We start from the raw sequence: 22,891 nt of genomic DNA, 5'->3' as shown, positions 1-22,891 counted from the left end.
GTAGGTTAGAGCGCCGGCCTGTCATACCGGCGCTTTCCGCCCTTAGCTTTTGTGGGCATGCCCGGTGATCACCGGCCTGTTGGTCCACGTGCCGTCGGCAGTCTGGCGCCATCCGCCGGCGGCAAGCGCGCCGCCGTCGAGGTTGATGGTCGTACCGGTGATCCAGCTCGACAGCGGCGATGCCAGGAACAGTGCGGCGCCCGCCGTATCGTCAGGCTGTCCATAGCGTCCCAGCGGCATCCAGCGCTTGACCATGTGCTGGTGCTCTTCCGGGATCCATTTCAGGATCTGGATCTGCTCGGTCTCGGTCGTCTCCGGCGCGATCGCGTTGACCCTGATATTCTCAGGCGCGAGTTCGAGCGCCAGGCTCTTGGTGAAGCCGGTGATCGCGGTCTTGAATGCGCTGTAGACGGCAAAGTTGGGAATGCCGCGGAAGGCCTCGATGGTCGAGATGTTGATGATGCTGGCGCTCTCACCCCGGCGCAGCAGTGGCAGTGCGGCATGCGTCATCAGGAAGATGTGCTCGAGGTTGACACCGTAGAGCGCGTTCCACTCCTCGCGCGTCGACTCGGCGAACGGCTTATGGACGCCGAGGAAGTCACCGACATTGTTGACAAGTACGTCGAGCCGGCCGAAGCCGTCCCTGACCCGTGCGATCACCTTGTCAACGGCAGCCGCGTCAGTGACATCTGCGCAGAGGACGATGTTGCAGACGCCGGCGGCATCGAGTTCGGCCCGCACCTTGTCGGCGCGACCCTGGTCCTTCTCGGCGACGACCACGATGGCTCCGCAGCGGCCGAAGGCCAGCGCGATGGCGCGTCCAATTCCGGCGCCGGCGCCGCTGATCAGGGCGACCTTGCCGAGAAGGGAGTTGGCCATGCCGGCGAGTGAGGTGTCTGTCATGTCGGTCTCTTCATTTCAAATGGAGTGGCGGCTTTCTTCAGCCGGCGCGAAAAGTCATGTCGGTGCGCCGGTGCGCGAACTTCCAGCCATCAGTGGTGCGGACGAAGCGGTCGAAATAGCGCCCGACCACGCGCGGCAGTGTCGCCTTCGGATCGTCGCGGCTGGTGCCGTGATAGGTGAAGGTCGCAACGCCGCTCGCATTGTCTTGATCGATCACATCGATGACGATGTTATGCGCCATGTGGATCGTGGTGTCGGTCTGCGCCTTGGCGTCAAGATAGGCGCTCATTTCGGCATGGCCCTTTAGCGGCCCCTTCCAGGTTTCCCACAGGCCATCGGGCGCCCACAGCGCGACCAGTTCCTCATGCCTGTAGTCGTCGACAAGCACGCAATAACGCTGCACCAGCTTGGCGCATTCGTGTTCGGCGGCAATCCGGTCTGCAAGGTTCATTCCACCCTCCCCCTGATGTCGGGCCACCGTCGCGTTGGATTAGGGCTCCTTCATCCTCCAAATGAACGATGGCTGATGCGGTGAGTGAGGCCGCAATGAACCGACAACGGCAACGGAGGACGGGAAAATGTCGGATATCGAAGCAAGGATTGCCGCGCTTGAAGCGCGGATCGCAGGATTGGAAGACCAGCTTGCCATCTACCAACTGATCGCCACCTATGGCCCGTCGGTCGACAGCCGAACCGGCAGCACGACCGCCACGCTCTGGACCGAGAACGGCGCCTATGATTTCGGCGGGGAACCGCTTGTCGGCGCAGAAAAGGTCGGATCGCTGGTCAACATCGAACCGCATATCCACTACGTCGCCGATGGTTGCGCCCACGTGCTGAGCATGCCCCACGTCACCGTCAACGGAGACACGGCCGTGGCCACCGGCTACTCTCGTGTGTACCTCAGCCAGGGCGACCACTGGCGTGTCGAACGCGCCAGTGCCAATCGCTGGGAACTCGTCCGCACGTCAGAAGGTTGGCGTGTCCAGAATCGCATCAACCGTCTGCTCAATGGCCAGTCCGAAGCGCGCGACCTTTTGTCGAGGGGCGTGAAAGGCGACGTCTGACCGAGTTGAGGCAGTCAGCAGGCCTAAGAAGGCACCCTGCGCTGGCATCGTCCGAACGTGGGATGCCCGCCTGAGCTTATCCGTTCAGGGTGGCCGGCTGGGAGGACACGAAATGAATACACTCCAGGGCAAGTCGGTGGTCGTCACCGGTGCCGGATCCGGGCTGGGCGCCGCCTATGCGCGCCATGTCGCAAGCCTTGGCGCTGCGGTCGTCGTCAACGACATCAACGCCGAGGCCGCGCAATCGACAGTCGAATCGATCGTGGCATCTGGCGGCAAGGCCGTCGCGCATGCGGGCGATATCTCCTCCTGGAACTATGCACAGTCGCTTGTCGACGCCTGTATCGACGCTTTCGGCGCCATCACCGGCATCGTCAACAATGCTGGCATCCTCAGGATCGGCAAGATTCTCGATCTCACCGAGACGGACATGCGCCGCATGGTCGAAATCAATCTCATCGGCACCGCGGCCTGCGCCAGCCACGCAGCACGTCGCATGCTTGCCGCCGGCAGGGGCGGCTCGATCATCAATGTCGCCTCTGGCTCGCAGGCCGGTGACGTCGCCCTCGGCGGCTATGGCGCCACCAAGGGCGGGGTGGCATCCCTTACCTACAGCTGGGCCATGGAACTGCGTGGCACCGGCGTGCGTGTCAACGCGCTGTCGCCTCTGGCGGAAACCGCAATGGCCGCCCAGAACAAGGCGCTGATGGCCGAGCAGGCAGCGAGCCGCGAGGTGCACTACGCCGCCCTGCCCGACGCCGACGTCAATGCGCCGGTCGTCAGCTTCCTGCTTTCCGACGCCGCCGAGAAGATCAACGGTCAGGTCGTCCGCATCGCCGGCAAGCAGTTGTCCTTCGTCACCCATCCGCTGATCGCCGATCCGGTTCTGGAAGGCGACTGGAGCTACGCGGCGGTTGCCGAGGCTTTCGCCGGGGCTCTGGCGGGCAACCAGCAGCCGCTTGGTCTCGGCTACCAGAGGAAACCCAATTGAGCGGCATGCAACACAGGCCGGTCGCCGTCGTCACCGGCGCCAGCAGGGGCCTTGGCCGCGGCATCGCCATTGCCCTCGGCGAAGCGGGCTTCACCGTCTATTGCACCGGCCGCAGCGACCGCAAGGCCATCGGCCCATGGGGCGGTACCGTCCGCGACACTGCCGAGGCGATCGATCAGGCCGGCGGCAAGGGCATCGTCGCCATTTGCGATCACCTTGATGACGGCCAGACCGAGGCCCTGTTCGAGCGCGTGAAGGCAGAACAAGGGCGCCTGGACCTGCTCGTCAACAATGCCTTCGCCATGCCTGATTGGGCCGTACCGGACGGCAATTTCTGGGAGCGCCCACTGTCGCTCTGGCGCGACATGATCGATGTCGGGCTGCGATCGAGCTATGCGGCAAGCCACTTCGCCGCCCCGATCATGGTCCGCCAGCACTCCGGCCTGATCGCCAACACCTCCGGCCCCGGCGGTAAGATCTACCGTCACAGCCTGCCCTACGGCGTCGGCAAGGCCGGCCAGGACAAGCTGGCCCACGACATGGCGCACGAATTGCGCCCCTTCGACGTCGCAGCGATTTCACTGTGGCCGGGCCTGATCGGCACCGAGCGCACGCTTGCCGGCATCGCCGCAGGTGGGGTCGTCGGTGAGACTGCCGGCAACATGCCGCATATCGAGACGCCGTTCTTCATCGGCCGTGTTCTGGCGGCGATCCATGCCGCCGGCGACGCCATGACGCTCAGCGGCGGCACCTTCTATTCGACCGAACTGGCGAGCCGCTATGGCGTCATCGATGCCGATGGACGCCTGCCTCAATCGCGCCGCCCGCTGTTCGGTGCTCCGCTCTATCAGCCGATCTCCGGCGAGGCCGGTGAAGCCAGATCATGACGCTGACGCCTGACGACGAAAATCCTGCATCGCGGCAGGCTTACAGAAACGCGAAGCGTATTATATTCGATCTGGCCAGTAGCCTGGGCTTTGGGCGATTCGACCCCCGGTTGTCGAACGCAGCGTCGAACATCCAAAGCGTGGAGTTGCTGATTTGAGCAGGATGGCGCGTATGGCACAGATGGATGGCAGCGCAGGCGCAGAATATCTCGATCGCGACGGCTCGGCCCGCGCGTCGACCAATCCGCGCAAGGAGCTGGTGCGCGAACAGCTGATCGACATCGCCGCGGAGCTGTTCGACAGCAAGGGCTACGTCCAGACCAGCATCAACGACATCGCCCAGGCGCTCGGCCTCGGCCGCTCGGCCGTCTACCACTACTTTCGCAACAAGGAAGAAATGCTGGCAGCACTCGTCGAGTCGGAAGCGCTGACGCCGTCACACCGGCTGCAGGAGCTGATGGCCGAGCCCGGCCTGTCGCCAACCGAGCGACTGCGCCGCGCCATCGTCGACGGCATCGTTCGCCGTCTGTCTTCCGGCTCGCGCTTCATCCTGTTGTCGCGGCTCGAAACCCAGATCCCCGAGGCGCTCGGCCCGCTCTACAACCAGGGCCGTCGCCACATCTATGATTTCTACGTCCGCTGCATCTCCGACGGCATCACGTCAGGCGAGTTCCGCACCGTTGATCCCAAAGTTACCGCCTTCGCGGTGATCGGCATGGCCAACTGGACTTCGCGCTGGTACTCGCCCGCAGGCGCAAAGACACCGCAGGAGATCGGCGAGATCATTGCCGACATGGCTCTGGCCGGCCTGCGTACCCATCACGACCAGCCGCGCGATGCCGAAGCCGTGCGCCAGACCATCTCGGGACTGCGCCAGCAGATCGACGAGTTGGAAAAGCTGGTCAAATAGCAAAGGCCGCCGGTTGTTCCGACGGCCGCGGCTGACAGCAATTTCAGCGAAATCAGTCGAACGTCACGCCGGCATGCTGGATGAAGGCGCTGTAGGTGTCGAAGCGGATGATCGGATTCGTGCCGGTGTAGGCGCGGATATGCTCCAGCACCGCCTGGCGCGATCGGCGCCACATCGGCGGCACGATCTCCAGCATCGGTCCGTAGAGGTCAGGCGAGCGGTAATAGAGGATCGACTGGTCCTGGCCGGCGACGCGGATTTCGTAGTCGCGCTCATAGCCGGCAGCCTCGACGCGAGCCGTCGCCTCGGCATGGTCATGCACCCAGAAACCCAGATGCTGCAGGCCCTCGCGCCCGGCCGCCAGAAAGTCCGTGTAGGGTGACGAGGCGTCGTTGGTCTGTTCGATCAACTCGATCTGCACGTCGCCCATGTAGCCGAAGGCGAGCTTGAGCTCGACTTCGACCGGCTGCCCGCGATGCCAGGTTGTGCTCACGGGCTGGCTGACGCCGCGCTCCATGTAGATGAATGGACCGACGCCGAAAACATCGATCCAGTGGCGCATCGCCTTTTCGATGTCCCGGACGACAAAGCCGAGCTGGGTTGCAGGCCCCAGAATGGGTTTGAGCCCCTGTGCAATTCCGAGATCGGTCATCGTCCCCTCCCAAAGGAGCGCCGTGCGTCCATTGGGACCAAGGACGCTCCTATACCCCTACTCTGTGCGATCAGTTGAAGATTTCAAACAGGCCGGCAGCCCCCATGCCGCCGCCGACGCACATGGTAACGACGCCGTATTTCACGCCGCGGCGCCGGCCCTCGATCAGCACATGGCCGGCCGTGCGCGCGCCGGTCATGCCGAACGGGTGGCCGACGGCGATGGCGCCGCCGTTGACGTTGAGTTTTTCCGGGTCGATGCCGAGCGTGTCGCGGCAGTAGACCGCCTGGCTGGCGAAGGCTTCGTTGAGTTCCCAAAGGCCGATGTCATCGACCTTGAGGCCGTGCTTCTGCAACAGCTTCGGCACCGCGAAGATCGGCCCGATGCCCATTTCCTCTGGCGCGCAGCCGGCGACCGCCATGCCGCGATAGGCGCCCAGCGGCTTGAGGCCGAGTTGTTCGGCGCGCTTTGCCTCCATGACCACCAGAGCGGCAGCACCGTCCGACAGCTGCGACGAATTGCCGGCTGTCACGTACTCGCCCAGCTTGATCACCTCGCCGTCGGCGAAGACCGGCTTCAGCTTGGCCAAACCCTCGAGATTGGTGTCGGCGCGGAAACCTTCATCCTGAGCCAGCGTCACGTCCTGGAAGCTGGTCTCGTTGGTGTCCTTGTTGACCACCATCTTGCGCGAAGCCATCGGCACGATCTCGTCGTCGAAGCGGCCGGCCTGATGGGCGGCAGCCGTACGCAACTGGCTGGCGAGAGAGAACTCGTCCTGGGCCTCGCGGCTGATGCCGTATTTCCTGGCGACGATCTCGGCGGTCTCGATCATTGTCATGTACATATGCGGCCACTGCGAGGTCACGGCCTGCGAGCGCGAGCGATAACTGTTCTTATGCTTGTTCTGCGTCAGGCTGATCGATTCGACGCCGCCGGCAACGATGGTTTCCATGCCGTCGACGATGATCTGCTTGGCCGCGATCGACACTGCCATCAGGCCCGACGAGCACATGCGGTCGATCGACATGCCGGGCACGCTGTCAGGCAGTCCCGCGGCAGCGGCGGTCAGGCGGCCGATATTGTAGCCTTGGGTGCCCTGCTGGGCCGAGCAGCCCATGATGACGTCCTCGACGGCGTCGGGGGCGATGCCGGCACGAATGACGGCCTCGCGCACCGCGTGGCCCGACAGCGCCGGCGCTTCTGTGTCGTTGAAAGCGCCACGGAAGGCCTTGCCGATTGGGGTGCGGGCGACGGAAACGATGACGGCTTCGCGCAAAGGATTGCTCCAGAACAGTTGTTTTCGGCAGGGAACCAGGCAGGCAATGCGCAGAATGTTTTCTGCCGCGAAGCGCCGGGAACCGAAGTTTTCCAACTACTTGCTAGGAGTGACGGGGCGTCCGAACATCGTCTGAAAAGACTAACGCAGGATCCGCGGTGCGCATCGATTGCAAAAGGCCGCCGCGGAAGAGGCAGCGGCACAAGCAACAAGACTGGCACCGCAGACGCGGTCAGACATGGTAACCGCCATCGACATTGATGACCTCGCCCGAGATGAAACCGGCGCGGCTGGATGCCAGGAAGGACACCGCCTCGGCAATGTCGATGGCCTTGCCGTTGCGGCGCAGCGGCGTGTTCATCGCTGCAGCCTGCATGTACTTGTCGTCGATATAGCCAAGCTTGCTGAGTTCGGTGTGCTGGCCGGTTTCGATGATGCCGAGCGCCACGCCGTTGGAGCGGATGCCGTAGCGTCCCTCCTCCTTGGCCACGCCCTTCATCAGGGCATGCACTGCCGATTTCGGCACCACCGAGAGGCCGTCGGCTGCGGCAAAGCGATATTGCGCCGAGCTCTGGCAAGCGACGATGGAACCGCGTGCCTTGCGCAGATGCGGAATGGCATAATGGACCACATTGAAGAAGCCGAAGGCGTCGTGCATCAGGTGCTTGCGCATCTGCTCGGGCTCAATCTTGCTGAGATGGATCAGCGGCACCAGCGGCCCGGCGGCATAGACCACCGTATGGATGCCGCCACTGGCTTCCGCCACACCGTCGATGAAGGCGCGGGTCGCCTCAATATCCTCGATGTTGAGTTTGTGGATGGAGGCTTTGCGCCCCTCGCCGCGAACGGCCTCGGCTGCGGCTTCCGCCTTGGCCTGGTTGCTGTGATAAGTCAGGGCCACGTCGCAGCCGTCGCGCGCCAGCACCCGGCAGATCTCGGCGCCGACGCCGCCGCTGCCGCCGATGACGATGGCCGCTCCTTCGGCCGGATAAAGTCCGCTCATGTCCATCCTCCCTTATGATTTCATCGCCAGTTCGGCGTAGTGCCAGCCGAATTCGGCGACCGGCCGCGCCAGCGCACCGGCTTCGCGGGCGTGCGCGCTCGCCGCATTGCCATCCACCACGCGTTTCATGATGCCCTGGCGGATGCCGGCGACACGGAAGAGGCTGTAGGCGAGATAGGCGTACCAATGCCGGTCGGAAACGCCGTCCTGCCCTGTCGCCTTGAGATAGGCATCGCGGTAGCTGCGCTCGTCCGGAATGCCAAGGCCGGCTATGTCGAGGTCGCCCAGGCCGCGATAGGGCTGGTTTGGCAGGCGCCAGGTCAGCATGTGGTAGGCAAAATCGGCCATCGGCTCGCCCAGCGTCGACAGCTCCCAGTCGACGACAGCCAGCACCCGCGCCTCAGTCGGGTGGAAGATCATGTTGTCGATGCGGAAGTCGCCATGGATCAGCGACGTCCGTGTTTCAGGCGGGATATTGCCGGGTAGCCATTCGATCAGCCCGTCCATCGCTTCGATGGTCTCGGTCTCGGAGGCGCGATATTGCTTGGACCAGCGTGCCACCTGGCGCGCCACATAGTCCCCTGGCTTGCCGAAATCCGCCAGCCCGACCGCCTCGTAATCAGTGGTGTGGAGAGCTGCCGCGACGCGGTTCATCTCGATATAGATGGCCTTGCGCTCCGCAGGCGATTGCTCTGGCAAGGCAGGCGCCCAGAACGAGCGTCCCTCGACGAAATCCATGACGTAGAACATCGCACCAACGATGCTGTCCTCGTCGCAGAGCAGCCGCGCGCCGGCGACAGGCACGTCGCTGTCGCGCAAGGCACTGATGACGCGGAATTCACGGTCGACGGCATGCGCCGAGGGCAACAGCTTGCCGTCGGGCTTCTTTCGAAGAACCAGCTTGCGCTTGCCGTCGAAGGACAACAGCATCGTCGGGTTGGACTGGCCGCCGCGGAAGCGCTCGACCGAGAGCTTGCCCTCGCAGCCGTCGATGTTGGCCTTGAGGTAGGCGTGCAGTCGCGCGACGTCGATCTTGCTGTCGGCGGCGAGCGGCTCGGTGCCGACGAAACGGCTGGCATCCATGGCGCGCCTCCCGCTCAGTCCACGTATTTGGCGAGTTCGATGCGCCCGATCTGGTTGCGGTGTACCTCGTCCGGCCCGTCGGCGAAGCGCAGCTTGCGGGCATGCGCATAATAATTGGCCAGCACGAAGTCCTGCGACACCCCGGCAGCGCCATGCGCCTGGATCGCCCAGTCGATGACCTTGCAGGCCATGTTGGGGGCGGCCACCTTGATCATGCCGATTTCGGCGCGCGCCGCCTTGTTGCCGACGGTGTCCATCATATAGGCGGCCTTCAGCGTCAGCAGGCGAGCCTGGTCGATCAGGATGCGGGACTCGGCGATGCGCTCGAGCGTCACCGACTGTTCGCCGATCGGCCGGCCGAAGGCGACGCGGCTCTTCACCCGCCGGCACATCAGCTCCAGGCAGCGTTCGGCAAGACCGATCAGACGCATGCAGTGATGGATACGTCCCGGTCCGAGGCGGCCTTGCGCGATCTCAAAGCCGCGGCCTTCGCCGAGCAGCATGTTGGTTGCCGGCACCCGCACCTTCTCGAACAGCATGTCCATGTGGCCGTGCGGTGCATCGTCATAACCGAACACGGTCATCGGCCTCAGCACCTTGATGCCTGGCGTGTCCATCGGCACCAGGATCATCGACTGCTGCTGGTGCTTGGCAGCACCCGGATCGGTCTTGCCCATGAAGATCAGCAATTCGCAATGGCGGTCGCCGACGCCAGAGATCCACCATTTGCGGCCGTTGATGACATAGTCGTCACCGTCGCGGACGATCGAGCTCTGGATGTTTGTCGCGTCGCTTGAAGCGACGTCAGGCTCGGTCATGGCGAAGGCCGAGCGGATCGACCCGTCGAGCATGGCAGGCAGCCAGCGCGCCTTCTGCGCCTCGGTGCCATAGCGCTCTATGGTTTCGATGTTGCCGGTGTCAGGTGCCGAGCAGTTGAATATCTGCGACGAGAAATGCACCCGGCCCATGACTTCGCAGAGCGGTGCATATTCGGTGTTGGTCAGGCCCGCGCCATGTGCGGAATCCGGCAGGAACAGGTTCCACAGCTTGGCCGCCTTGGCGTTGGCCTTCAGTTCCTCCAAGACAGGCGGATGGCCCCAGCGGTCGGCTTCGACTTCCTCGTGATAGCGGCGCTCGTTGGGATAGACATGCTCATCCATGAAGGCATTGAGCCGTTCGAGCAGGCTTTTTGTCTTGTCGCTGTATTCGAAGTCCATCTTGCGTCCGCCACTGCCATTCCAGGAAGAGCCGCCGGCAGCGAATGCCGGCGGCGGGTTCGTCAGGCGGCGCGGACGCCGGGAGGATTGCCCTTCAGCACGGTGGCGCGGACATTGTGCGGGTCGAGCCTGGCGATGATAGCCAGCTGTTCCTCGGTCGGCGCCGCGGTGGTGGTCATGCCTTCGGCGCGCAGCAGCGGGAATCCGGTGGCGTCCTGCACCTGCTCGAAGGTCACACCCGGATGCAGCGACAGCACCTGTGCTGCATGATCGGGGCCGTTGAAGTCGAACACGCAGAGGTCGGTGATGACCACGCCGAGCTTGACGTCGGCGGGCTTGGCGCCTTCCGGCCAGTTCTTGGCGTTGTAGCCGACGCTTGCCACCACATCGACCTGACCTTCGACGAAGGTGCGTTTCGAATGGTTCGGCAGGAACATCGAGTTCTTGTGGCAGATCGAATTGCCCGGGAAGCCGCGGACGCCGAGCATGGCGACCTTCGGCTTCTGGAACTCTCCACCCAGTGCGGAGATGTTGCCCTGGCCGTAGCGGTCGACCTGTACCGGCGTCACCATGGCGTGGCGACGGCCGCTCCAGACGCTGTCGAAGACGCGGCTATACGGCATCCAGCCGGAGAATTTCGGCTTGTAGTCGCCGCGCGGTCCGAGCGGGATCGGGTCCTCGACGAGATAGGCCTCGCCATCGGTCATCATGATGCCGGGAGCGCAAGTCAGCTTGGCAAGGCCGGCCGCCAGGCGCGGCAACGGGCCGATGCCGGTGGCGAGAACTTCGCCGTCGCTGGCCCAGGCCTGTGCGCCGACAGCGACGATCAGTTCGGCTAGCGTGAATTCTTTTGCAGTCGTCATGTCGTGTCCGATCAGAAAATGGGGAGCGGCAGGGCGCGGATCTTGGCTTCGCCACCAACGCTCGCGGCGTAGCTGGCCTCGTCGCCCTTCACATATTGGTCGAAATAGCGCTGCCAGCCGCCCTCTTCGCCAGCCGATGCCGCATAGTCCTTGAGATGGCCCATATCCCAGCCATAGGCGTCATGAGCGGCCGTCGGATGTGCGCCGAGCGGTGCCGAAACCACGCCTGTCACCAGGCAGCGTTCGAACAGCTGGCTCTTGGCCTTGTCGGAATATTCATCCCCGATGCGCTCGACCAGCATTTCGGTGGTAACGAACACCTTGTCGGCGGCACGAGCGAACAGGCCATCGAAGAACGGATCCGGGCCGTCGGTCTGGGTGTTGCCCAGCCGGTCGGCGCGGCTCGCATGGATCAGCGCCACGTCGAGTTTGATCGCCGGCATCGCCAACAGCACTTCGCCGTCGTCATAAGGCGACTTCACCGTCTTGAAGTGGGGGTTGTACTTCATGACGTCGGAGCCGAGGCCGACGCGGGTGGCTGCGAACGGCAGGTTATGTCCGGCTGCCTGCAGGCCGAGCAGCAGCAGGCCCTCGTCCAGCTCCGACACCTCGACCGCTCCGGCTTCGCGCGCCTTGCGGAAGTAGGGCTCGATCGGCATCGCATCGAGCGACACGAAGCCGTAGATCAGCTTCTTGACCTTGCCCGCAGCACACAGCATGCCGATTTCCGGCCCGCCATAGGCGACCAGCGTCAGGTCCTTGAGGTCCGAGCGCAGGATCTCGCGCACCAGCGCCATCGGCTTGCGCCGCGGACCCCAGCCGCCGAAGCCGATCGTCATGCCGTCGCGCAGTTGGGCGACGACCGCTTTCAGGTCCATTTCCTTGTTCATAGCATCCTAGTCCGTCTGTTCTTCATTCTGTTTCGGCAGGGATACGGGCTCAGCCGTAGAAGCCCTTGCCCTCGGCAACCAGCCGCTCGATCAGCGCGGCCGGCTTGAAATATTGGTCGCCCACAAGGCCCGCATATTTGTCGAGCGCCGCCTTGACCTTCGGCAGGCCGACCTGATCGGCATAGAACATCGGGCCGCCCAGATAGGTCGGGAACCCGAAGCCGTTGGTCCAGATGACGTCGATGTCGCTCGGTCGCGCCGCCGCACCCTCGTCGAGGATCTTGGCCGCCTCGTTGACCATGGCAAACAGGCAGCGTTCGAGGATTTCCTCGTCGGTGATGGTGCGTGCGGTGAATCCCCGCTCCTTGCGGTGCGCTTCCAGCAGTTCATCGATAGCGAGATCGTGCGAAGCCTTGCGGTTCTCGTCATAGACGTAATAGCCCGCGCCGGACTTCTGGCCGAGGCGGCCAGCGGCCACCAGCCTGTCGACGATATTGCACTGCTGCTCGCGCGGCGACATGCGGGCGACGCGTGCCGCCCGCGCTGCGGCCATGATGTCCATGCCGGCGAGATCGGCCAGCGCGAACGGGCCGATCGGGAAGCCGAAGGCGGTTAGCACGCGGTCGACCTGTTGCGGCGTCGCACCGTCCTCGAGCAGGAATTGAGCCTCGCGCGTACGCTTGGAAAGCATGCGGTTGGCAACGAAACCTTCGGAACGCCCGACCATGACCGGCACTTTGCCGAGGCGCTTGCCCAGCGCCGTGGTGGTCGCCAGGACATCGGAAGCCGTCTTCGCCGCCCGCACGTTCTCGAGCAGCTTCATGACATTGGCCGGATTGAAGAAATGCATGCCGGCGACGCGCGCCGGGTTCTTCGACGAGTTGGCCAGTTCCTCGATGTCGAGGAACGAGGTGTTGGTGGCCACGATGGCGTCGTCGCGCAGTACCGCGTCGAGTCTCGCGAAGACGTCCTTCTTGACCGCCATGTCCTCGGTCACCGCCTCGATCACCAGATCGACGTCTCCGAGCGTGTCGTAAGACGTAGTCGGTGTCAGCAGCGCCATGCGGCGCGCCATCTCATCGGACGTCATCGAGCCGCGCTTGACGCTGCTCTCATAGATCTTGCCGATCGCCTTGACCGCGGACGCCAACCCGTCGTCAGAAAGGCCGATCAAGGTCACCGGAATGCCGATGTTGAGGAAGCAGGCGGCAATGCCGCAGCCCATGGTACCGGGGCCGACTATGGCGACCTTGCTCACGTCCCGCGGCTTCACCTCGGCATCGACGCCGTCGATCTTGAGCGCCTCACGCTCGGCGGCGAAGATGTGGCGCAGTGCCTTGGACTGCGGCGAAACCAGCAGCTCCTTGCAGGTCTTGTATTCGAGCGCAATCGCTTCAGCGACCGGCGTCTCGGTGACCATCTTGATCAGGTCGACCGCAACTAGAGGTGCCTTGAAGCCTTTGTATTTCTTCGCCAATGCCGCGCGGGTTGTCTCCAGAACGGCAGGGTCGAACGCCGGCACCGGCAGGTCGCTGGTACGGCGCAGCATGGCGCCGTCGGCGATCACCTTCCCGGCGAAGGCGACCGCTGCCGCCTTCAGGTCGCCCGGAACGACCTCGTCGACAATTCCCTTTTCCCGGGCATCCCGCGCCGAGATCTGGCCGCCTTCGCTGATCATCTTTAGCGCCTCTTCGACGCCGGCCAGGCGCGGCAGGCGGACGGTGCCGCCCGACCCCGGCAGGATGCCAAGCTTGACTTCGGGCAGGCCCACCTTCGAGCCTTCGAGCGCGATGCGATAGCTGCAGGCCAGCGCCACTTCGAGGCCGCCGCCGAGTGCCGTGCCGTGGATCGCAGCCACGATCGGCTTGGTTGCCGCATCGAGCGTATCGATCACTTCGCCCAGCAGCGGCGCCACCATCGGCTTCTTGAATTCGTGAATGTCGGCGCCGGCGATGAAGGTGCGGCCTTCGCACAGAATGACCATGGCGCGTGCCTCGGCATCGCTTTCGAGCGCCTTCGCTGCCTCTATGAGCCCCGCCCGGACCGAATGCGACAGCGCATTGACGGGCGGGTTGTCGACGGTCGCAACCAGAATGTTGCCTTGCCTGGCGATCGAAACGGTCTGTACGAGCAGCTCGGTCATGCCGGCACTCCTTCCCTGCTATGTCCTGAATTGCCTGTCACCAGTACGACCTTGCCCTTGACGGCGCGTTCCATGACGACGTCGAGGGCTTCGGCGAAGCGGTCGAGCGGATATTCAGCCGAGATATGCGGCCTGAGCGCGCCCTTGGCGAACCAGTCCATCAGCTCGGCAATGTTCTCGGCATTCTTCTCTGGTGCCGAGCGCGCATACGCGCCCCAGAACACGCCGATCAAAGCCGACTGCTTGAGCAGCAGAAGGTTGAGCGCAATCTTGGGAATGTCGCCGGCGGCAAAGCCGATCACCAGCAGCCGGCCGAACAGCGCCAGCCCACGCACAGCCGTCTCCGTCATGGCGCCGCCGACGGGATCGTACACCACGTCGACGCCCTGCCCGTTGGTCAGCTCCTTGAGCCGCTGACGCAGGTCCTCGGTCGAATAGTTGATGGTCTCGTCTGCGCCGTACTTGCGACATAGCTCGAGCTTCTCGTCGCTGGAGGCGGCAGCGATGACACGCGCGCCCATCTGCTTGCCGAGTTCGACAGCGGTCAAGCCGACACCGCCGGCTGCACCCAGGACGAGCAGGGTTTCGCCCGGCTTTATCCGTGCACGATCCTTGAGCGCGTGATGCGAGGTGGCATAGGTGATCAGGAAGCCGGCCGCCTCGACGAAGCTCATCTCGGCGGGGATCGGAAACACCTTCCAGGCGTCGACCGCGACCTGCTCGCCATAACCGCCGATGCCGGCGAAGGCCAGGACGCGCATGCCTGACGTCAGGCGCTCAACGCCCTCACCGACCGAAATGATGACACCAGCGGCTTCGCTGCCCGGCGTGAACGGCAATTCAGGCTTGGTCTGGTACTTGCCCTCGACCATCAGCCCATCGAAGAAGTTGATGCCGCACGCCTCGATGCGGATCACCACCTGGCCCGGCTTTGCCACCGGTTCCGGAACCTCTTCGATGCTGAGTTCCGCCCTTGGGGCGAACTCCCTGCAGATCACTGCCTTCATTTTCCTACGCCGCTTTTTGCTGCCATTTCGGCACTGCCAAATTCTTCAATCGAGGCAAGGAATGGGACAGGGGCAGACCGCTAACATCGTCTGATGGGACTAGTCGCGGGAAAGCGGACATTTCGGCCGCCAAACCGCTGAAATGGCGAACAATCTTAGTCCCTTCGGACGATGTTGCCGACGCCTGCACGCGCAGGTTCGCGGGTACCGTTTCGAGGAGATCATCATGGCCCGTCTGGCAGGCAAAATTGCATTCATATCAGGCGCTACCGGCGGCATTGGCGAGGCCGCCGCCAGGCTGTTTGCAAGCGAAGGCGCAAAGGTGGCGGTCGCCGGCCGCAGCCGCGACAAGGGCGAAGCCATCGCCTCCTCCATCAATATATCGGGAGGCACAGCACTCTATGTCGAAACCGATGTCACCGAGCCGGACAGCGTCGAGGCGGCGTTCAAGCTGGTGATGAACGCCTGGGGTCGGCTCGACGTACTCTACAACAACGCCGGCGGCTCGAGTTCAGCCGACGGCCCGGTGACGGTTGCGCCGTTCGAGGAGTTCTGGCGCTGCATCAAGCTCGACCTGTTCGGCACTTGGGTCTGCTGCCGCAACGCGATTCCCCTGATGCAGCAGTCTGGCGGCGGCTCGATCATCAATTGCTCGTCGATCGTCGGGGCCATGGGCATCCCCAACCGCGACGCCTACTCGGCGGCCAAGGGTGGCGTCATCTCGCTCACCCGCTCGATGGCAGTGGAATTTGCCAAGGACAATATTCGCGTCAACGTGCTGGTGCCGGGCGCGGTCGCCACCGACCGAGTCCTCGGCTTCTTCGAGCGCGAGCCGCATCTCAAGGCACAGTTCGACGCCTATCTGCTCGGCATCGCCGAACCGGTCGATGTCGCCAACGCAGCACTTTATCTAGCCTCGGACGAGTCGCGGAAAATGACCGGTCACCAGTTGCCCATCGACGGCGGCATCCTGATTTCGTGACCGACGTGCCCGGACTGGCTTAGTCTGTGCAGACGATGCCTGCTCATGCGGGCAGGTTCTCTAGTCGCCGCGGAATCCCAATTTCGACTGCAGGAACAAAAGCATGGAAATCCTGAGCCAGGTGCTGGCGCGGAACGCACGGCTGATCGGCGAGCGCAACTTCATCGTCACCGACAAGGAGACGATCACCTATGCGCGCTTTTCCGAGCTGACGGCGCAGCTGGCCAACGTGCTCAAGCAACGCGGCGTGTCCAAGGGCGATCGCGTCGGGCTCTATCTGCCTAGCACGCCGATGATGGCGATCGGCTTCTGGGCCTGTCAGCGCCTCGGCGCGATCCCGGCCCCGCTCAGCGCCATGTTCCGCCACGCCGAGCTGCGCAAGATCGTTGCCCAGACCGGCATGAAGGCGCTCATCGCCGACAGCTCGACCTGGCCCTATTTTTCCGAGATCAGGGCGGAGTTTGGCGACCTCGCCCATTGCCTGGTGGCCTCTGGCGCCGTTAGCGCCGACGACCTCACTTCGTTAATGGCCGCTGCGCCAACTTCATTCGAGGATGTCGCCTGCCACATCGACGACATTTGCGCCCTTTTCTTCACCTCGGGCACCACGGGCGCGCCCAAGGGCGCCGCGCAATCGCAGTTCAACCAGTGCTCGACACTGCGCGACATGATGGTGTCGCACCGCACGCGCTTTGCCGAGGAAGTCTATCTCTGCGCCGTGCCGCTGTTCACAAATTTCGGCCTCACGGTAACGCTCAACCTCTGCCTCTATACCGGCGGCACCATCGTCCTGCACGAACGCTGGGACACCCAGCGTGTGCTTTCCGAAATCGGCGCGTACAAGGCGACCTATTTCGGCGGCACCCCGACCATGTATGTCTACATGGTCAACGAGGTCGACCCGGCCAAGCACGATCTGTCGTCGCTGCGCATCTGCACGACGGGCGGCTCACCGGTGCCGCAGCCGGTCATCCGCCGCTTCGAGGAGCTCTCGGGGGCGCGGGTCACCCAGGTCTACGGCTCGACCGAGACCAGCGGCCAGAACGTGATGGAGCCAACCGCGGGCATCCGCAAGGCAGGCTCAGCCGGCCTGCCTGTCGGCAGCTCGCGTATTTCGATCGTCGACGACGAGGGCAACCCCGTCCCGCAGGGCGAGATCGGCGAGGTGATCATATCAGGGGATTGCGTCTCTCAGGGTTACTGGATGGACGAGAAGGCGACGGCGGAAGCCTTCGGCAATGGCGGCTGGAAGTCGGGCGACCTCGGTTACGTCGACGAAGACGGCTATCTGTTCATCGTCGACCGCAAGAAGGACGTCATCATTGCCGGCGGCCACAATGTCTATCCGCTGGAAATCGAGGCCCTGCTCTACAAGCACCCGGCGGTCGCCATGTGCGCGGTCGTCGGCGCGCCCGACGAAAGCAAGGGCGAAATCCCCGTCGCCGTGATCGTCAAGGCCGAGGGCCAGGACGCGACCGCTGAAGAGCTGATCCGATACTGCCGCGAGAGCCTCGCCGCCTACAAGGCGCCCCGCGCCATTCATTTCATCGACATCATGCCGGTCGAAGCCGCCAAGATCCGCAAACGCGAACTGGTGCTGGCGTTGCGCGAAAACCGCCTGGACGATTTCAGGAACACGTGAACGCGGGACACCAGAATGCAAAAGGCCGCGTCAAATGCGCATCCTTTTGCATTGCAGCTTACACCTGGCCATTGTCCCTAAGCGGACACCACATCACCCGCGCCACCGAATGCGCTCCAGCCGCCATCGACCGGCAGAACCGTGCCTGTGATGTAGGACGCCCAGTCCGACAACAGGAACACGGCGGCTCGCGCCATTTCTTCCGGCAGCGCCAGTCGGCCGAGCGGCGTACGCCGTTCCAGGATCGTCGGGTCGAATGCCTTGCGGTCGAGCAAAGCCTGAACCATCGGCGTGCGCGTATAAGCCGGCGCGATCGCATTGACGCGAATGCCCGAGGGACCCCATTCGCAGGCCAGCGTGTGCGTCAGGTGATTGATCCCGGCCTTAGCCGCGGCATAGGCCGAGCGACGCGGGAAGCCGCCGAGCCCGACGATGGACGACACATTGACGATGGCGCCTTGCTTCTGCCTGAGCATGGGCCGCGACGCCGCACGGCACATCAGATAGGTGCCCTTGAGGTTGACGTCGATCACGCGCTGCCAGCGCTCCACCGACTGCTCGTGAACAGGCACGAGATCGTCGCCGATGCCGGCCGAGTTGAAGACGAGGTCGAGCCCGCCGAGGGCCGCTATCGCCTCCCCGACCATGCGCTCGGCATCCGCTTCGCTTGCGACATCGCCCTGGGTGATGCCGGCCGCAGCAGTGCGCTGCGCCGCCGGATCGAGTTGATCGCGGTTGAGGTCGGCAATGACCACGCGAGCGCCGAGTTCGCCCAGCAATCTTGCAACCGTCTCACCGATGCCGCTGGCGCCGCCTGTCACAAGCACCCGCTTGTCGTCAAACCTGATCGCCGGCGCGCTCATGCGTCCGGATCCCCGCCGTCCTCGGCATCCTGCTTAAAATGGAAGTCCGCCTGCCACTCGTCACTTGGCTGGACATGCAACCTCCAATAGGCAGCGGCGACCAGATCGTGATCGTAAGGCGTTCCGGCCTGCATCGTGCCGTGGATGGCAACCGTCGAGACATGAATACCCGCAGGCGAAAGCTCTTTCTCCAGCGAATGTCCGAGGCTGCGCAGCGCCGCCTTGCCAAGCGAGGTCACGCCCCACTCGATCCACGGCCCGAAGGCGAGCACCCCTCCGGTGAGCAGGATCGTGCCGCGGCCGCGGTCGATCATTCCTGGCGCAACGGCCTGGGCCGCATGCAGTGCACCAGCCACGTTGGTCCTGAAGGCGTCGACGACGTAGTCGACGCTGGCCGCCTCACCATGCGACTTCCAGCCGTCGGCGGTGCCGTATTTCACCTCGCCCAGCCGCGACGGCGTGACGAACCGCGCCGGCTCGATGATGGCGGCATTGTAGATCAGCGCCTCGGCATCGCCATGCCGCTCGCGGATCGCCGCATGGACATGGGCCATCACTTCGGGTTTGCCGGCGTCGCCGACAAATCCGGCAACGTCGAGGCCCTCGGCCCTCAGCTCCTGCTCGTAGCGTGCAATCGCTTCTGCGCGGCGGCCGACAAAGGCAACACGATGTCCTTCGCGCGCGAACTTCTTCACCAAAGCTTGGCCGAGCCCAGGCCCCATGCCAATGACCAGAGTCGACGGCGCGCTCATTGTGCTGCCGTGATTTTGGTGGTGGCCTCGGTGCGGTCGGCCGTCTGCTGGGCCTTGCGCTCGGCGCGGTTCGCCAGGAATTCCTCCAGCGTGCCGATGATGCCCTTGCGCAGGAACAGCACGCAGAGAACGAAGATGATGCCCTGAACCACCACGACCCAGGCACCGAGGGTCGCCAGCTCGCGTTGCAGCGTCACCAGCACCGCCGCACCGACCACCGGTCCAAGCAGCGTGCCGACGCCGCCGATCAGTGTCATCAGCAGCACGTCAGCCGAGGTCATGAAGAAGACGTCGGCCAGCGACGCCAGCTGGAAGATGATCGCCTTGAGGCCGCCTGCTAAGCCCGACAGCATCGCCGAAAGCGTGAACGCGATCAGCTTGAACCGGTCGGTCGAATAGCCGAGCGAAATGGCGCGCGGCTCGTTCTCGCGGATCGACTTCAGCGTCTGGCCGAAAGGCGAGTGGATGATGCGGTAGACGAAGGCGAAGCCGGCCAGGAACACGGCGAGGGTCACGTAGTACATGTTCAGCGTGTTGGAGAGATCGATGACGCCGAACAGCATGCCGCGCGGCACCGACTGGATGCCGTCCTCGCCATGGGTCCATGGCGCCTGCACTGCGTAGAAATAGATGATCTGCGCCAGCGCCAGCGTGATCATGGCGAAGTAGAGCCCCTGCCGGCGGATCGCCAGCCAGCCGAACAACGCGCCGATCGCCGTCGCCACCATGGCGCCCAGAAGGATGCAGAGCTCAGTCGGCAGGCCCCAGGCGGCAGCGGCATGCGCAGTCACATAAGCCGATGCCCCGTAGAAGGCGGCATGGCCGAAGGCGAGGAGACCGACGTAACCGAAGATCAGATTGTAGGCGAGTGCGAACAGTGCCAGCACCAGGATCTTCATGCCCATGACGGGATAGACGAGGAACGGCAACGCCACGCCGCCGACCGTGAAGATCGCGAGCCACAGGCGACCGTTCTCAAGGAAGCTGCCGGAGCGGCCCGACGAGACGTCGGCGACCGAGTGGCTCGTCGTCTCCTTGCCGAACAGGCCAGCCGGGCGGAAAATCAGCACCAGCGCCATGATGATGAAGATCACGGTTGCCGAGGCCTGCGGATAGAACACCTTGGTCAGGCCCTCGATCACGCCGAGCATCAGGCCGGAAACGATGGCGCCGAAGATCGAGCCCATGCCGCCGATGACCACGACAGCGAAGATGGTGATGATCATGCCCTGCCCCATCTGCGGGCTGACCTGGTAGATCGGGGCTGCCATGACGCCGGCGAAACCGGCAAGACCGACACCGAACGCGTAGGTCAGCATCAACAAGCGCGGCACGTTGATGCCGAAAGCACGGACGAGATCGGGATTTTCGGTCGCGGCCCGGAGGTAAGAGCCGAGCTTGGTTCGCTCGACCATGTACCAGGTGCCGAAGCAGACGACGACTGCCGCGGCGATCACCCAGGCGCGGTAGATCGGCAGGAACATGAATCCGAGATTGATGCCGCCTTTCAGAGACTCCGGCACGCCATACATCTGGCCGGCGGCACCGTAATAGACGTTGAAGGCACCCTCGATCGCCATGGCGAGGCCGACGGTCAAAAGCAGGCCGTAGGCATGGTCGAGATCGTAGACGCGGCGGATGAAGATGCGCTCCATCAGCGCGCCGATGACAGCCACCACCAGCGGAACGATGACCAGCGCCCACCAGTAGCCGATCGACGGCAGACCAAGACCCGGGAACAGCTCAGGCAAGCGCATGAGATACCAGGCGCCGAACGCACCCAGCATGTATTGCGCGCCATGGACGAAGTTGCCGATGCGCAACATTCCGAAGATGATCGCCACGCCCAGGCTCATCATGGCGTAGAACGAACCGTTGATGAGACCGACGAGCAGTTGGCCGAAAAGAAGGGTTGGCGGAACGCCAATCAGGTCCATCATGGCCATCACACCCCGAGGTAAGCTTGGATTTTGGCTTCATTGCCGGCGAGTTCGCCACGGCTGAAGCGCTCGACCACCTTGCCGTGGTCGACGACGAAATGCCGGTCGGCGAGCTTGGAAGCGAAGCGGAAGTTCTGCTCGACCAGAAGGATTGTGAAGCCTCTCGCCTTCAGCTTTTCAAGAACGGCAGCGATCTGCTTGACGATGACCGGCGCGAGGCCTTCGGTCGGCTCGTCGAAGATCAAAAGCTTCGCACCGGTTCGCAGAATCCGACCGATGGCCAGCATCTGCTGCTCGCCACCCGACAGCTTGGTACCGGGGCTCTGCCAGCGCGCCTTGAGATTAGGAAACAGCTCGAGAATCTCGTCCACCGTCATGCCGCCCTTGGCAATGACCGGCGGCAGCTCCAGGTTCTCGGCTACCGACAGGCTCGAGAAGATGCCGCGTTCCTCCGGGCAGTAGGCGATACCGCGCCGGGCGACGATCTCAGGCGCCCGCGTCGCAACGTTCTCACCGTGATAGCTGATAACACCGGTCTTCTTGCGCACCAGGCCCATGATACAGCGCAGCGCTGTCGTCTTGCCGGCGCCGTTGCGGCCCAGCAGTGTGACGAGTTCACCCTCGCGGATGTCGAAATTCATGCCGTGGAGCGCCTTGCTCTCGCCGTACCAGGCATGCAGGTCGGCGATGTGGAGCACCACCTGGGAAGTCTCAGTCATCTGCGCCACCGATATAGGCTTCGACAACGCGCGGATCGCGCGACACGGTTTCGTAGTTGCCTTCGGCCAGCACCCGTCCCTGGGCCAGCACGGTGATGGTGTCGGAAAGGGCTGAAACCACCGACAGATTGTGCTCGACCATCAGGACAGTGCGCTCGCTTGCTACCTTGCGGATCAGCTCGGCGATGCGGTCTACGTCCTCGTGGCCCATGCCCGAGGTCGGCTCGTCGAGCAGAAGCATCTCGGGATCCAGCGCCAGCGTCGTGGCAATCTCCAGCGCGCGCTTGCGACCGTAAGGCAGATTGACCGCAACATGGTTGCGATAGGAAAGCATGCCGACAGCGTCGAGCAGTTCATCAATGCGATCGTTGAGCACGCCGAGCGTGCGTTCGCTTTGCCAGAAGCGATAGGAGGTCCCCGTCGGCCGTTGCAGTGCCATGCGCACGTTTTCGCGCACGCTCATGCGCGGAAACACCGCCGAAATCTGGAACGATCGAACAATGCCCTTGCGCGCCACCTCTTCCGGCTTCAACGCGGTGATGTCCTCGCCGTTGTATCGGATCGTACCTTCGCTGGGCTGCAGGAACTTGGTGATCAGGTTGAAGGTCGTCGTCTTGCCGGCGCCGTTGGGGCCGATCAGGGCGTGGATGGTATTGCGCCGGACCTTGAGGTCGACGTCCTTTACGGCGGCGAAGCCATAGAAATACCGGCTCAGCCCGGACGCCTCGATGATGTAGTCGTCCGCAGTGCCTTGCTGCACCTTGTCCTCCACCTACTCTAGGAAAAATGCGGCACAGGGCGCCCGTCATGCGTCGACGAGAATGCCCTTGCCGCGTGATGCCAGCTGCCTGAGCGCCACCACCTTCTGGTAGTCGTCAGAATGGTAGAATTGGCGCGCCGCGTCAGCGCTCGGGAACTCGACCACCGAGATCGTCGCCGGCTGCCAGCCGCCTTCGAGGCTTTCGATTCGATCGCCCGACAAGACGAAACGCCCGCCGCCGGCGGCCATGATCGGCCCGGCGACCTCGCGATAGTGCTGCCAGGCGGCCTCGTCGGTGATTTCGATTTCGAAGATCAGATAGCCGGGCAAGTCGTCACTCC

24 protein-coding genes and 1 pseudogene are annotated in these 22,891 nt (G+C 63.8%); 7 read left to right on the top strand and 18 right to left on the bottom strand.

Annotation, left to right across the window (positions count from 1 at the left end; translation table 11 throughout):
* Positions 1 to 42: 42 nt before the first annotated feature.
* Complete coding sequence (locus tag SLT36_RS15845; RefSeq protein WP_432283480.1) at positions 43 to 903, bottom strand: SDR family NAD(P)-dependent oxidoreductase; 861 nt, start codon at positions 901 to 903, stop codon at positions 43 to 45.
* Positions 904 to 940: 37 nt separating this feature from the next.
* Positions 941 to 1,354, bottom strand: coding sequence for a nuclear transport factor 2 family protein (locus SLT36_RS15840; protein ID WP_432283479.1), 414 nt, complete (start codon positions 1,352 to 1,354; stop codon positions 941 to 943).
* Positions 1,355 to 1,481: 127 nt separating this feature from the next.
* Between SLT36_RS15840 and SLT36_RS15835 the strand changes: the two genes are divergently transcribed.
* The 5 genes from SLT36_RS15835 (at position 1,482) to SLT36_RS15815 (ending at position 4,758) form a co-directional block, all read left to right on the top strand.
* Entirely contained in the window at positions 1,482 to 1,970 is a 489-nt protein-coding gene (locus SLT36_RS15835) for a nuclear transport factor 2 family protein (RefSeq protein WP_432283478.1), read from the top strand.
* 112 nt (positions 1,971 to 2,082) lie between these two features.
* Positions 2,083 to 2,961 carry an SDR family NAD(P)-dependent oxidoreductase gene (locus SLT36_RS15830; protein ID WP_432283477.1) on the top strand — a complete coding sequence of 293 codons (879 nt, stop codon included), beginning with the start codon at positions 2,083 to 2,085 and terminating at the stop codon, positions 2,959 to 2,961.
* A gap of 5 nt (positions 2,962 to 2,966) precedes the next feature.
* Positions 2,967 to 3,848, top strand: coding sequence for an SDR family NAD(P)-dependent oxidoreductase (locus tag SLT36_RS15825; protein WP_432288357.1), 882 nt, complete (start codon positions 2,967 to 2,969; stop codon positions 3,846 to 3,848).
* Positions 3,845 to 4,006 carry a hypothetical protein gene (locus tag SLT36_RS15820; protein ID WP_432283476.1) on the top strand — a complete coding sequence of 54 codons (162 nt, stop codon included), beginning with the start codon at positions 3,845 to 3,847 and terminating at the stop codon, positions 4,004 to 4,006. Before SLT36_RS15825 ends, SLT36_RS15820 begins: the two co-directional genes overlap by 4 nt.
* Positions 4,007 to 4,020: 14 nt before the next feature.
* Positions 4,021 to 4,758 (top strand): TetR/AcrR family transcriptional regulator, encoded by a 738-nt coding sequence (locus tag SLT36_RS15815; RefSeq protein ID WP_432283475.1) that lies wholly within the window; start codon positions 4,021 to 4,023, stop codon positions 4,756 to 4,758.
* Positions 4,759 to 4,810: 52 nt separating this feature from the next.
* Here the strand turns inward: SLT36_RS15815 and SLT36_RS15810 are convergent, their stop codons facing one another.
* The 9 genes from SLT36_RS15810 to SLT36_RS15770 all read right to left on the bottom strand — a co-directional run bounded on the left by SLT36_RS15810 (position 4,811) and on the right by SLT36_RS15770 (position 14,892).
* Positions 4,811 to 5,410 carry a VOC family protein gene (locus SLT36_RS15810; RefSeq protein ID WP_432283474.1) on the bottom strand — a complete coding sequence of 200 codons (600 nt, stop codon included), beginning with the start codon at positions 5,408 to 5,410 and terminating at the stop codon, positions 4,811 to 4,813.
* A 70-nt stretch (positions 5,411 to 5,480) separates the two neighbouring features.
* The gene (locus tag SLT36_RS15805; protein ID WP_067962115.1) at positions 5,481 to 6,686 is read right to left on the bottom strand and encodes an acetyl-CoA C-acyltransferase; all 1,206 of its coding nucleotides are present in this window, start codon (positions 6,684 to 6,686) and stop codon (positions 5,481 to 5,483) included.
* Between the two features lie 232 nt (positions 6,687 to 6,918).
* Positions 6,919 to 7,689: an SDR family NAD(P)-dependent oxidoreductase gene (locus SLT36_RS15800; RefSeq protein WP_432283473.1), complete on the bottom strand. Its 771-nt coding sequence runs from the start codon at positions 7,687 to 7,689 to the stop codon at positions 6,919 to 6,921.
* A 12-nt stretch (positions 7,690 to 7,701) separates the two neighbouring features.
* On the bottom strand, positions 7,702 to 8,772 hold the full coding sequence (locus SLT36_RS15795) for a phosphotransferase family protein (RefSeq protein ID WP_432283472.1): 1,071 nt from the start codon (positions 8,770 to 8,772) through the stop codon (positions 7,702 to 7,704).
* A 14-nt stretch (positions 8,773 to 8,786) separates the two neighbouring features.
* Positions 8,787 to 9,989, bottom strand: a complete 1,203-nt coding sequence (locus SLT36_RS15790) for an acyl-CoA dehydrogenase family protein (protein WP_432283471.1) — start codon at positions 9,987 to 9,989, stop codon at positions 8,787 to 8,789.
* Positions 9,990 to 10,051: 62 nt separating this feature from the next.
* A complete protein-coding gene (locus SLT36_RS15785) occupies positions 10,052 to 10,852 on the bottom strand; it encodes a CoA-transferase subunit beta (RefSeq protein ID WP_432283470.1) in 801 nt (266 codons plus the stop codon).
* 11 nt (positions 10,853 to 10,863) lie between these two features.
* A complete protein-coding gene (locus tag SLT36_RS15780; RefSeq protein ID WP_432283469.1) occupies positions 10,864 to 11,730 on the bottom strand; it encodes a CoA transferase subunit A in 867 nt (288 codons plus the stop codon).
* 61 nt (positions 11,731 to 11,791) lie between these two features.
* Positions 11,792 to 13,885: a 3-hydroxyacyl-CoA dehydrogenase NAD-binding domain-containing protein gene (locus SLT36_RS15775; protein WP_432283468.1), complete on the bottom strand. Its 2,094-nt coding sequence runs from the start codon at positions 13,883 to 13,885 to the stop codon at positions 11,792 to 11,794.
* On the bottom strand, positions 13,882 to 14,892 hold the full coding sequence (locus SLT36_RS15770; RefSeq protein ID WP_432283467.1) for an NADPH:quinone oxidoreductase family protein: 1,011 nt from the start codon (positions 14,890 to 14,892) through the stop codon (positions 13,882 to 13,884). The genes SLT36_RS15775 and SLT36_RS15770 overlap by 4 nt, the downstream gene beginning before the upstream one ends.
* Positions 14,893 to 15,118: 226 nt before the next feature.
* Here SLT36_RS15770 and SLT36_RS15765 point away from each other — a divergent pair, with 226 nt between their 5' ends.
* On the top strand, positions 15,119 to 15,874 hold the full coding sequence (locus SLT36_RS15765; RefSeq protein ID WP_432283466.1) for an SDR family NAD(P)-dependent oxidoreductase: 756 nt from the start codon (positions 15,119 to 15,121) through the stop codon (positions 15,872 to 15,874).
* 103 nt (positions 15,875 to 15,977) lie between these two features.
* Positions 15,978 to 17,516 carry a class I adenylate-forming enzyme family protein gene (locus tag SLT36_RS15760; protein WP_432283465.1) on the top strand — a complete coding sequence of 513 codons (1,539 nt, stop codon included), beginning with the start codon at positions 15,978 to 15,980 and terminating at the stop codon, positions 17,514 to 17,516.
* A 77-nt stretch (positions 17,517 to 17,593) separates the two neighbouring features.
* Here SLT36_RS15760 and SLT36_RS15755 read toward each other — a convergent pair whose 3' ends face one another.
* The 7 genes and pseudogenes from SLT36_RS15755 to SLT36_RS15725 all read right to left on the bottom strand — a co-directional run bounded on the left by SLT36_RS15755 (position 17,594) and on the right by SLT36_RS15725 (position 22,880).
* Positions 17,594 to 18,379: an SDR family NAD(P)-dependent oxidoreductase gene (locus tag SLT36_RS15755; protein ID WP_432283464.1), complete on the bottom strand. Its 786-nt coding sequence runs from the start codon at positions 18,377 to 18,379 to the stop codon at positions 17,594 to 17,596.
* Positions 18,376 to 19,131: an SDR family NAD(P)-dependent oxidoreductase gene (locus tag SLT36_RS15750; RefSeq protein WP_432283463.1), complete on the bottom strand. Its 756-nt coding sequence runs from the start codon at positions 19,129 to 19,131 to the stop codon at positions 18,376 to 18,378. The genes SLT36_RS15755 and SLT36_RS15750 overlap by 4 nt, the downstream gene beginning before the upstream one ends.
* Positions 19,128 to 20,030 (bottom strand): branched-chain amino acid ABC transporter permease, encoded by a 903-nt coding sequence (locus tag SLT36_RS15745; protein WP_432288356.1) that lies wholly within the window; start codon positions 20,028 to 20,030, stop codon positions 19,128 to 19,130. Before SLT36_RS15745 ends, SLT36_RS15750 begins: the two co-directional genes overlap by 4 nt.
* Positions 20,031 to 20,162: 132 nt before the next feature.
* Positions 20,163 to 21,071, bottom strand: a pseudogene (locus tag SLT36_RS15740) (branched-chain amino acid ABC transporter permease); the annotation flags it as partial.
* A gap of 5 nt (positions 21,072 to 21,076) precedes the next feature.
* Positions 21,077 to 21,790 carry an ABC transporter ATP-binding protein gene (locus tag SLT36_RS15735; RefSeq protein WP_432283462.1) on the bottom strand — a complete coding sequence of 238 codons (714 nt, stop codon included), beginning with the start codon at positions 21,788 to 21,790 and terminating at the stop codon, positions 21,077 to 21,079.
* On the bottom strand, positions 21,783 to 22,550 hold the full coding sequence (locus SLT36_RS15730; protein ID WP_432283461.1) for an ABC transporter ATP-binding protein: 768 nt from the start codon (positions 22,548 to 22,550) through the stop codon (positions 21,783 to 21,785). The genes SLT36_RS15735 and SLT36_RS15730 overlap by 8 nt, the downstream gene beginning before the upstream one ends.
* A 45-nt stretch (positions 22,551 to 22,595) precedes the next feature.
* Positions 22,596 to 22,880, bottom strand: a complete 285-nt coding sequence (locus tag SLT36_RS15725; RefSeq protein ID WP_432283460.1) for a DUF1330 domain-containing protein — start codon at positions 22,878 to 22,880, stop codon at positions 22,596 to 22,598.
* Between the last annotated feature and the right edge of the window lie 11 nt (positions 22,881 to 22,891).

It is taken from the genome of Aminobacter sp. BA135 (assembly GCF_050859125.1).
Taxonomy (GTDB): domain Bacteria; phylum Pseudomonadota; class Alphaproteobacteria; order Rhizobiales; family Rhizobiaceae; genus Aminobacter; species Aminobacter ciceronei.
This window is presented reverse-complemented; position numbering and strand designations above follow the sequence as displayed.

Bases quoted from the DNA above. Each gene is read 5' to 3' on its own strand.
- SLT36_RS15845 (WP_432283480.1), bottom strand. From the start codon at position 903: ATGACAGACACCTCACTCGCCGGCATGGCCAACTCCCTTCTCGGCAAG.
- SLT36_RS15840 (WP_432283479.1), bottom strand. From the start codon at position 1,354: ATGAACCTTGCAGACCGGATTGCCGCCGAACACGAATGCGCCAAGCTG.
- SLT36_RS15835 (WP_432283478.1), top strand. From the start codon at position 1,482: ATGTCGGATATCGAAGCAAGGATTGCCGCGCTTGAAGCGCGGATCGCA.
- SLT36_RS15830 (WP_432283477.1), top strand. From the start codon at position 2,083: ATGAATACACTCCAGGGCAAGTCGGTGGTCGTCACCGGTGCCGGATCC.
- SLT36_RS15825 (WP_432288357.1), top strand. From the start codon at position 2,967: ATGCAACACAGGCCGGTCGCCGTCGTCACCGGCGCCAGCAGGGGCCTT.
- SLT36_RS15820 (WP_432283476.1), top strand. From the start codon at position 3,845: ATGACGCTGACGCCTGACGACGAAAATCCTGCATCGCGGCAGGCTTAC.
- SLT36_RS15815 (WP_432283475.1), top strand. From the start codon at position 4,021: ATGGCACAGATGGATGGCAGCGCAGGCGCAGAATATCTCGATCGCGAC.
- SLT36_RS15810 (WP_432283474.1), bottom strand. From the start codon at position 5,410: ATGACCGATCTCGGAATTGCACAGGGGCTCAAACCCATTCTGGGGCCT.
- SLT36_RS15800 (WP_432283473.1), bottom strand. From the start codon at position 7,689: ATGAGCGGACTTTATCCGGCCGAAGGAGCGGCCATCGTCATCGGCGGC.
- SLT36_RS15795 (WP_432283472.1), bottom strand. From the start codon at position 8,772: ATGGATGCCAGCCGTTTCGTCGGCACCGAGCCGCTCGCCGCCGACAGC.
- SLT36_RS15790 (WP_432283471.1), bottom strand. From the start codon at position 9,989: ATGGACTTCGAATACAGCGACAAGACAAAAAGCCTGCTCGAACGGCTC.
- SLT36_RS15785 (WP_432283470.1), bottom strand. From the start codon at position 10,852: ATGACGACTGCAAAAGAATTCACGCTAGCCGAACTGATCGTCGCTGTC.
- SLT36_RS15780 (WP_432283469.1), bottom strand. From the start codon at position 11,730: ATGGACCTGAAAGCGGTCGTCGCCCAACTGCGCGACGGCATGACGATC.
- SLT36_RS15775 (WP_432283468.1), bottom strand. From the start codon at position 13,885: ATGACCGAGCTGCTCGTACAGACCGTTTCGATCGCCAGGCAAGGCAAC.
- SLT36_RS15770 (WP_432283467.1), bottom strand. From the start codon at position 14,892: ATGAAGGCAGTGATCTGCAGGGAGTTCGCCCCAAGGGCGGAACTCAGC.
- SLT36_RS15765 (WP_432283466.1), top strand. From the start codon at position 15,119: ATGGCCCGTCTGGCAGGCAAAATTGCATTCATATCAGGCGCTACCGGC.
- SLT36_RS15760 (WP_432283465.1), top strand. From the start codon at position 15,978: ATGGAAATCCTGAGCCAGGTGCTGGCGCGGAACGCACGGCTGATCGGC.
- SLT36_RS15755 (WP_432283464.1), bottom strand. From the start codon at position 18,379: ATGAGCGCGCCGGCGATCAGGTTTGACGACAAGCGGGTGCTTGTGACA.
- SLT36_RS15750 (WP_432283463.1), bottom strand. From the start codon at position 19,131: ATGAGCGCGCCGTCGACTCTGGTCATTGGCATGGGGCCTGGGCTCGGC.
- SLT36_RS15745 (WP_432288356.1), bottom strand. From the start codon at position 20,030: ATGAAGATCCTGGTGCTGGCACTGTTCGCACTCGCCTACAATCTGATC.
- SLT36_RS15735 (WP_432283462.1), bottom strand. From the start codon at position 21,790: ATGACTGAGACTTCCCAGGTGGTGCTCCACATCGCCGACCTGCATGCC.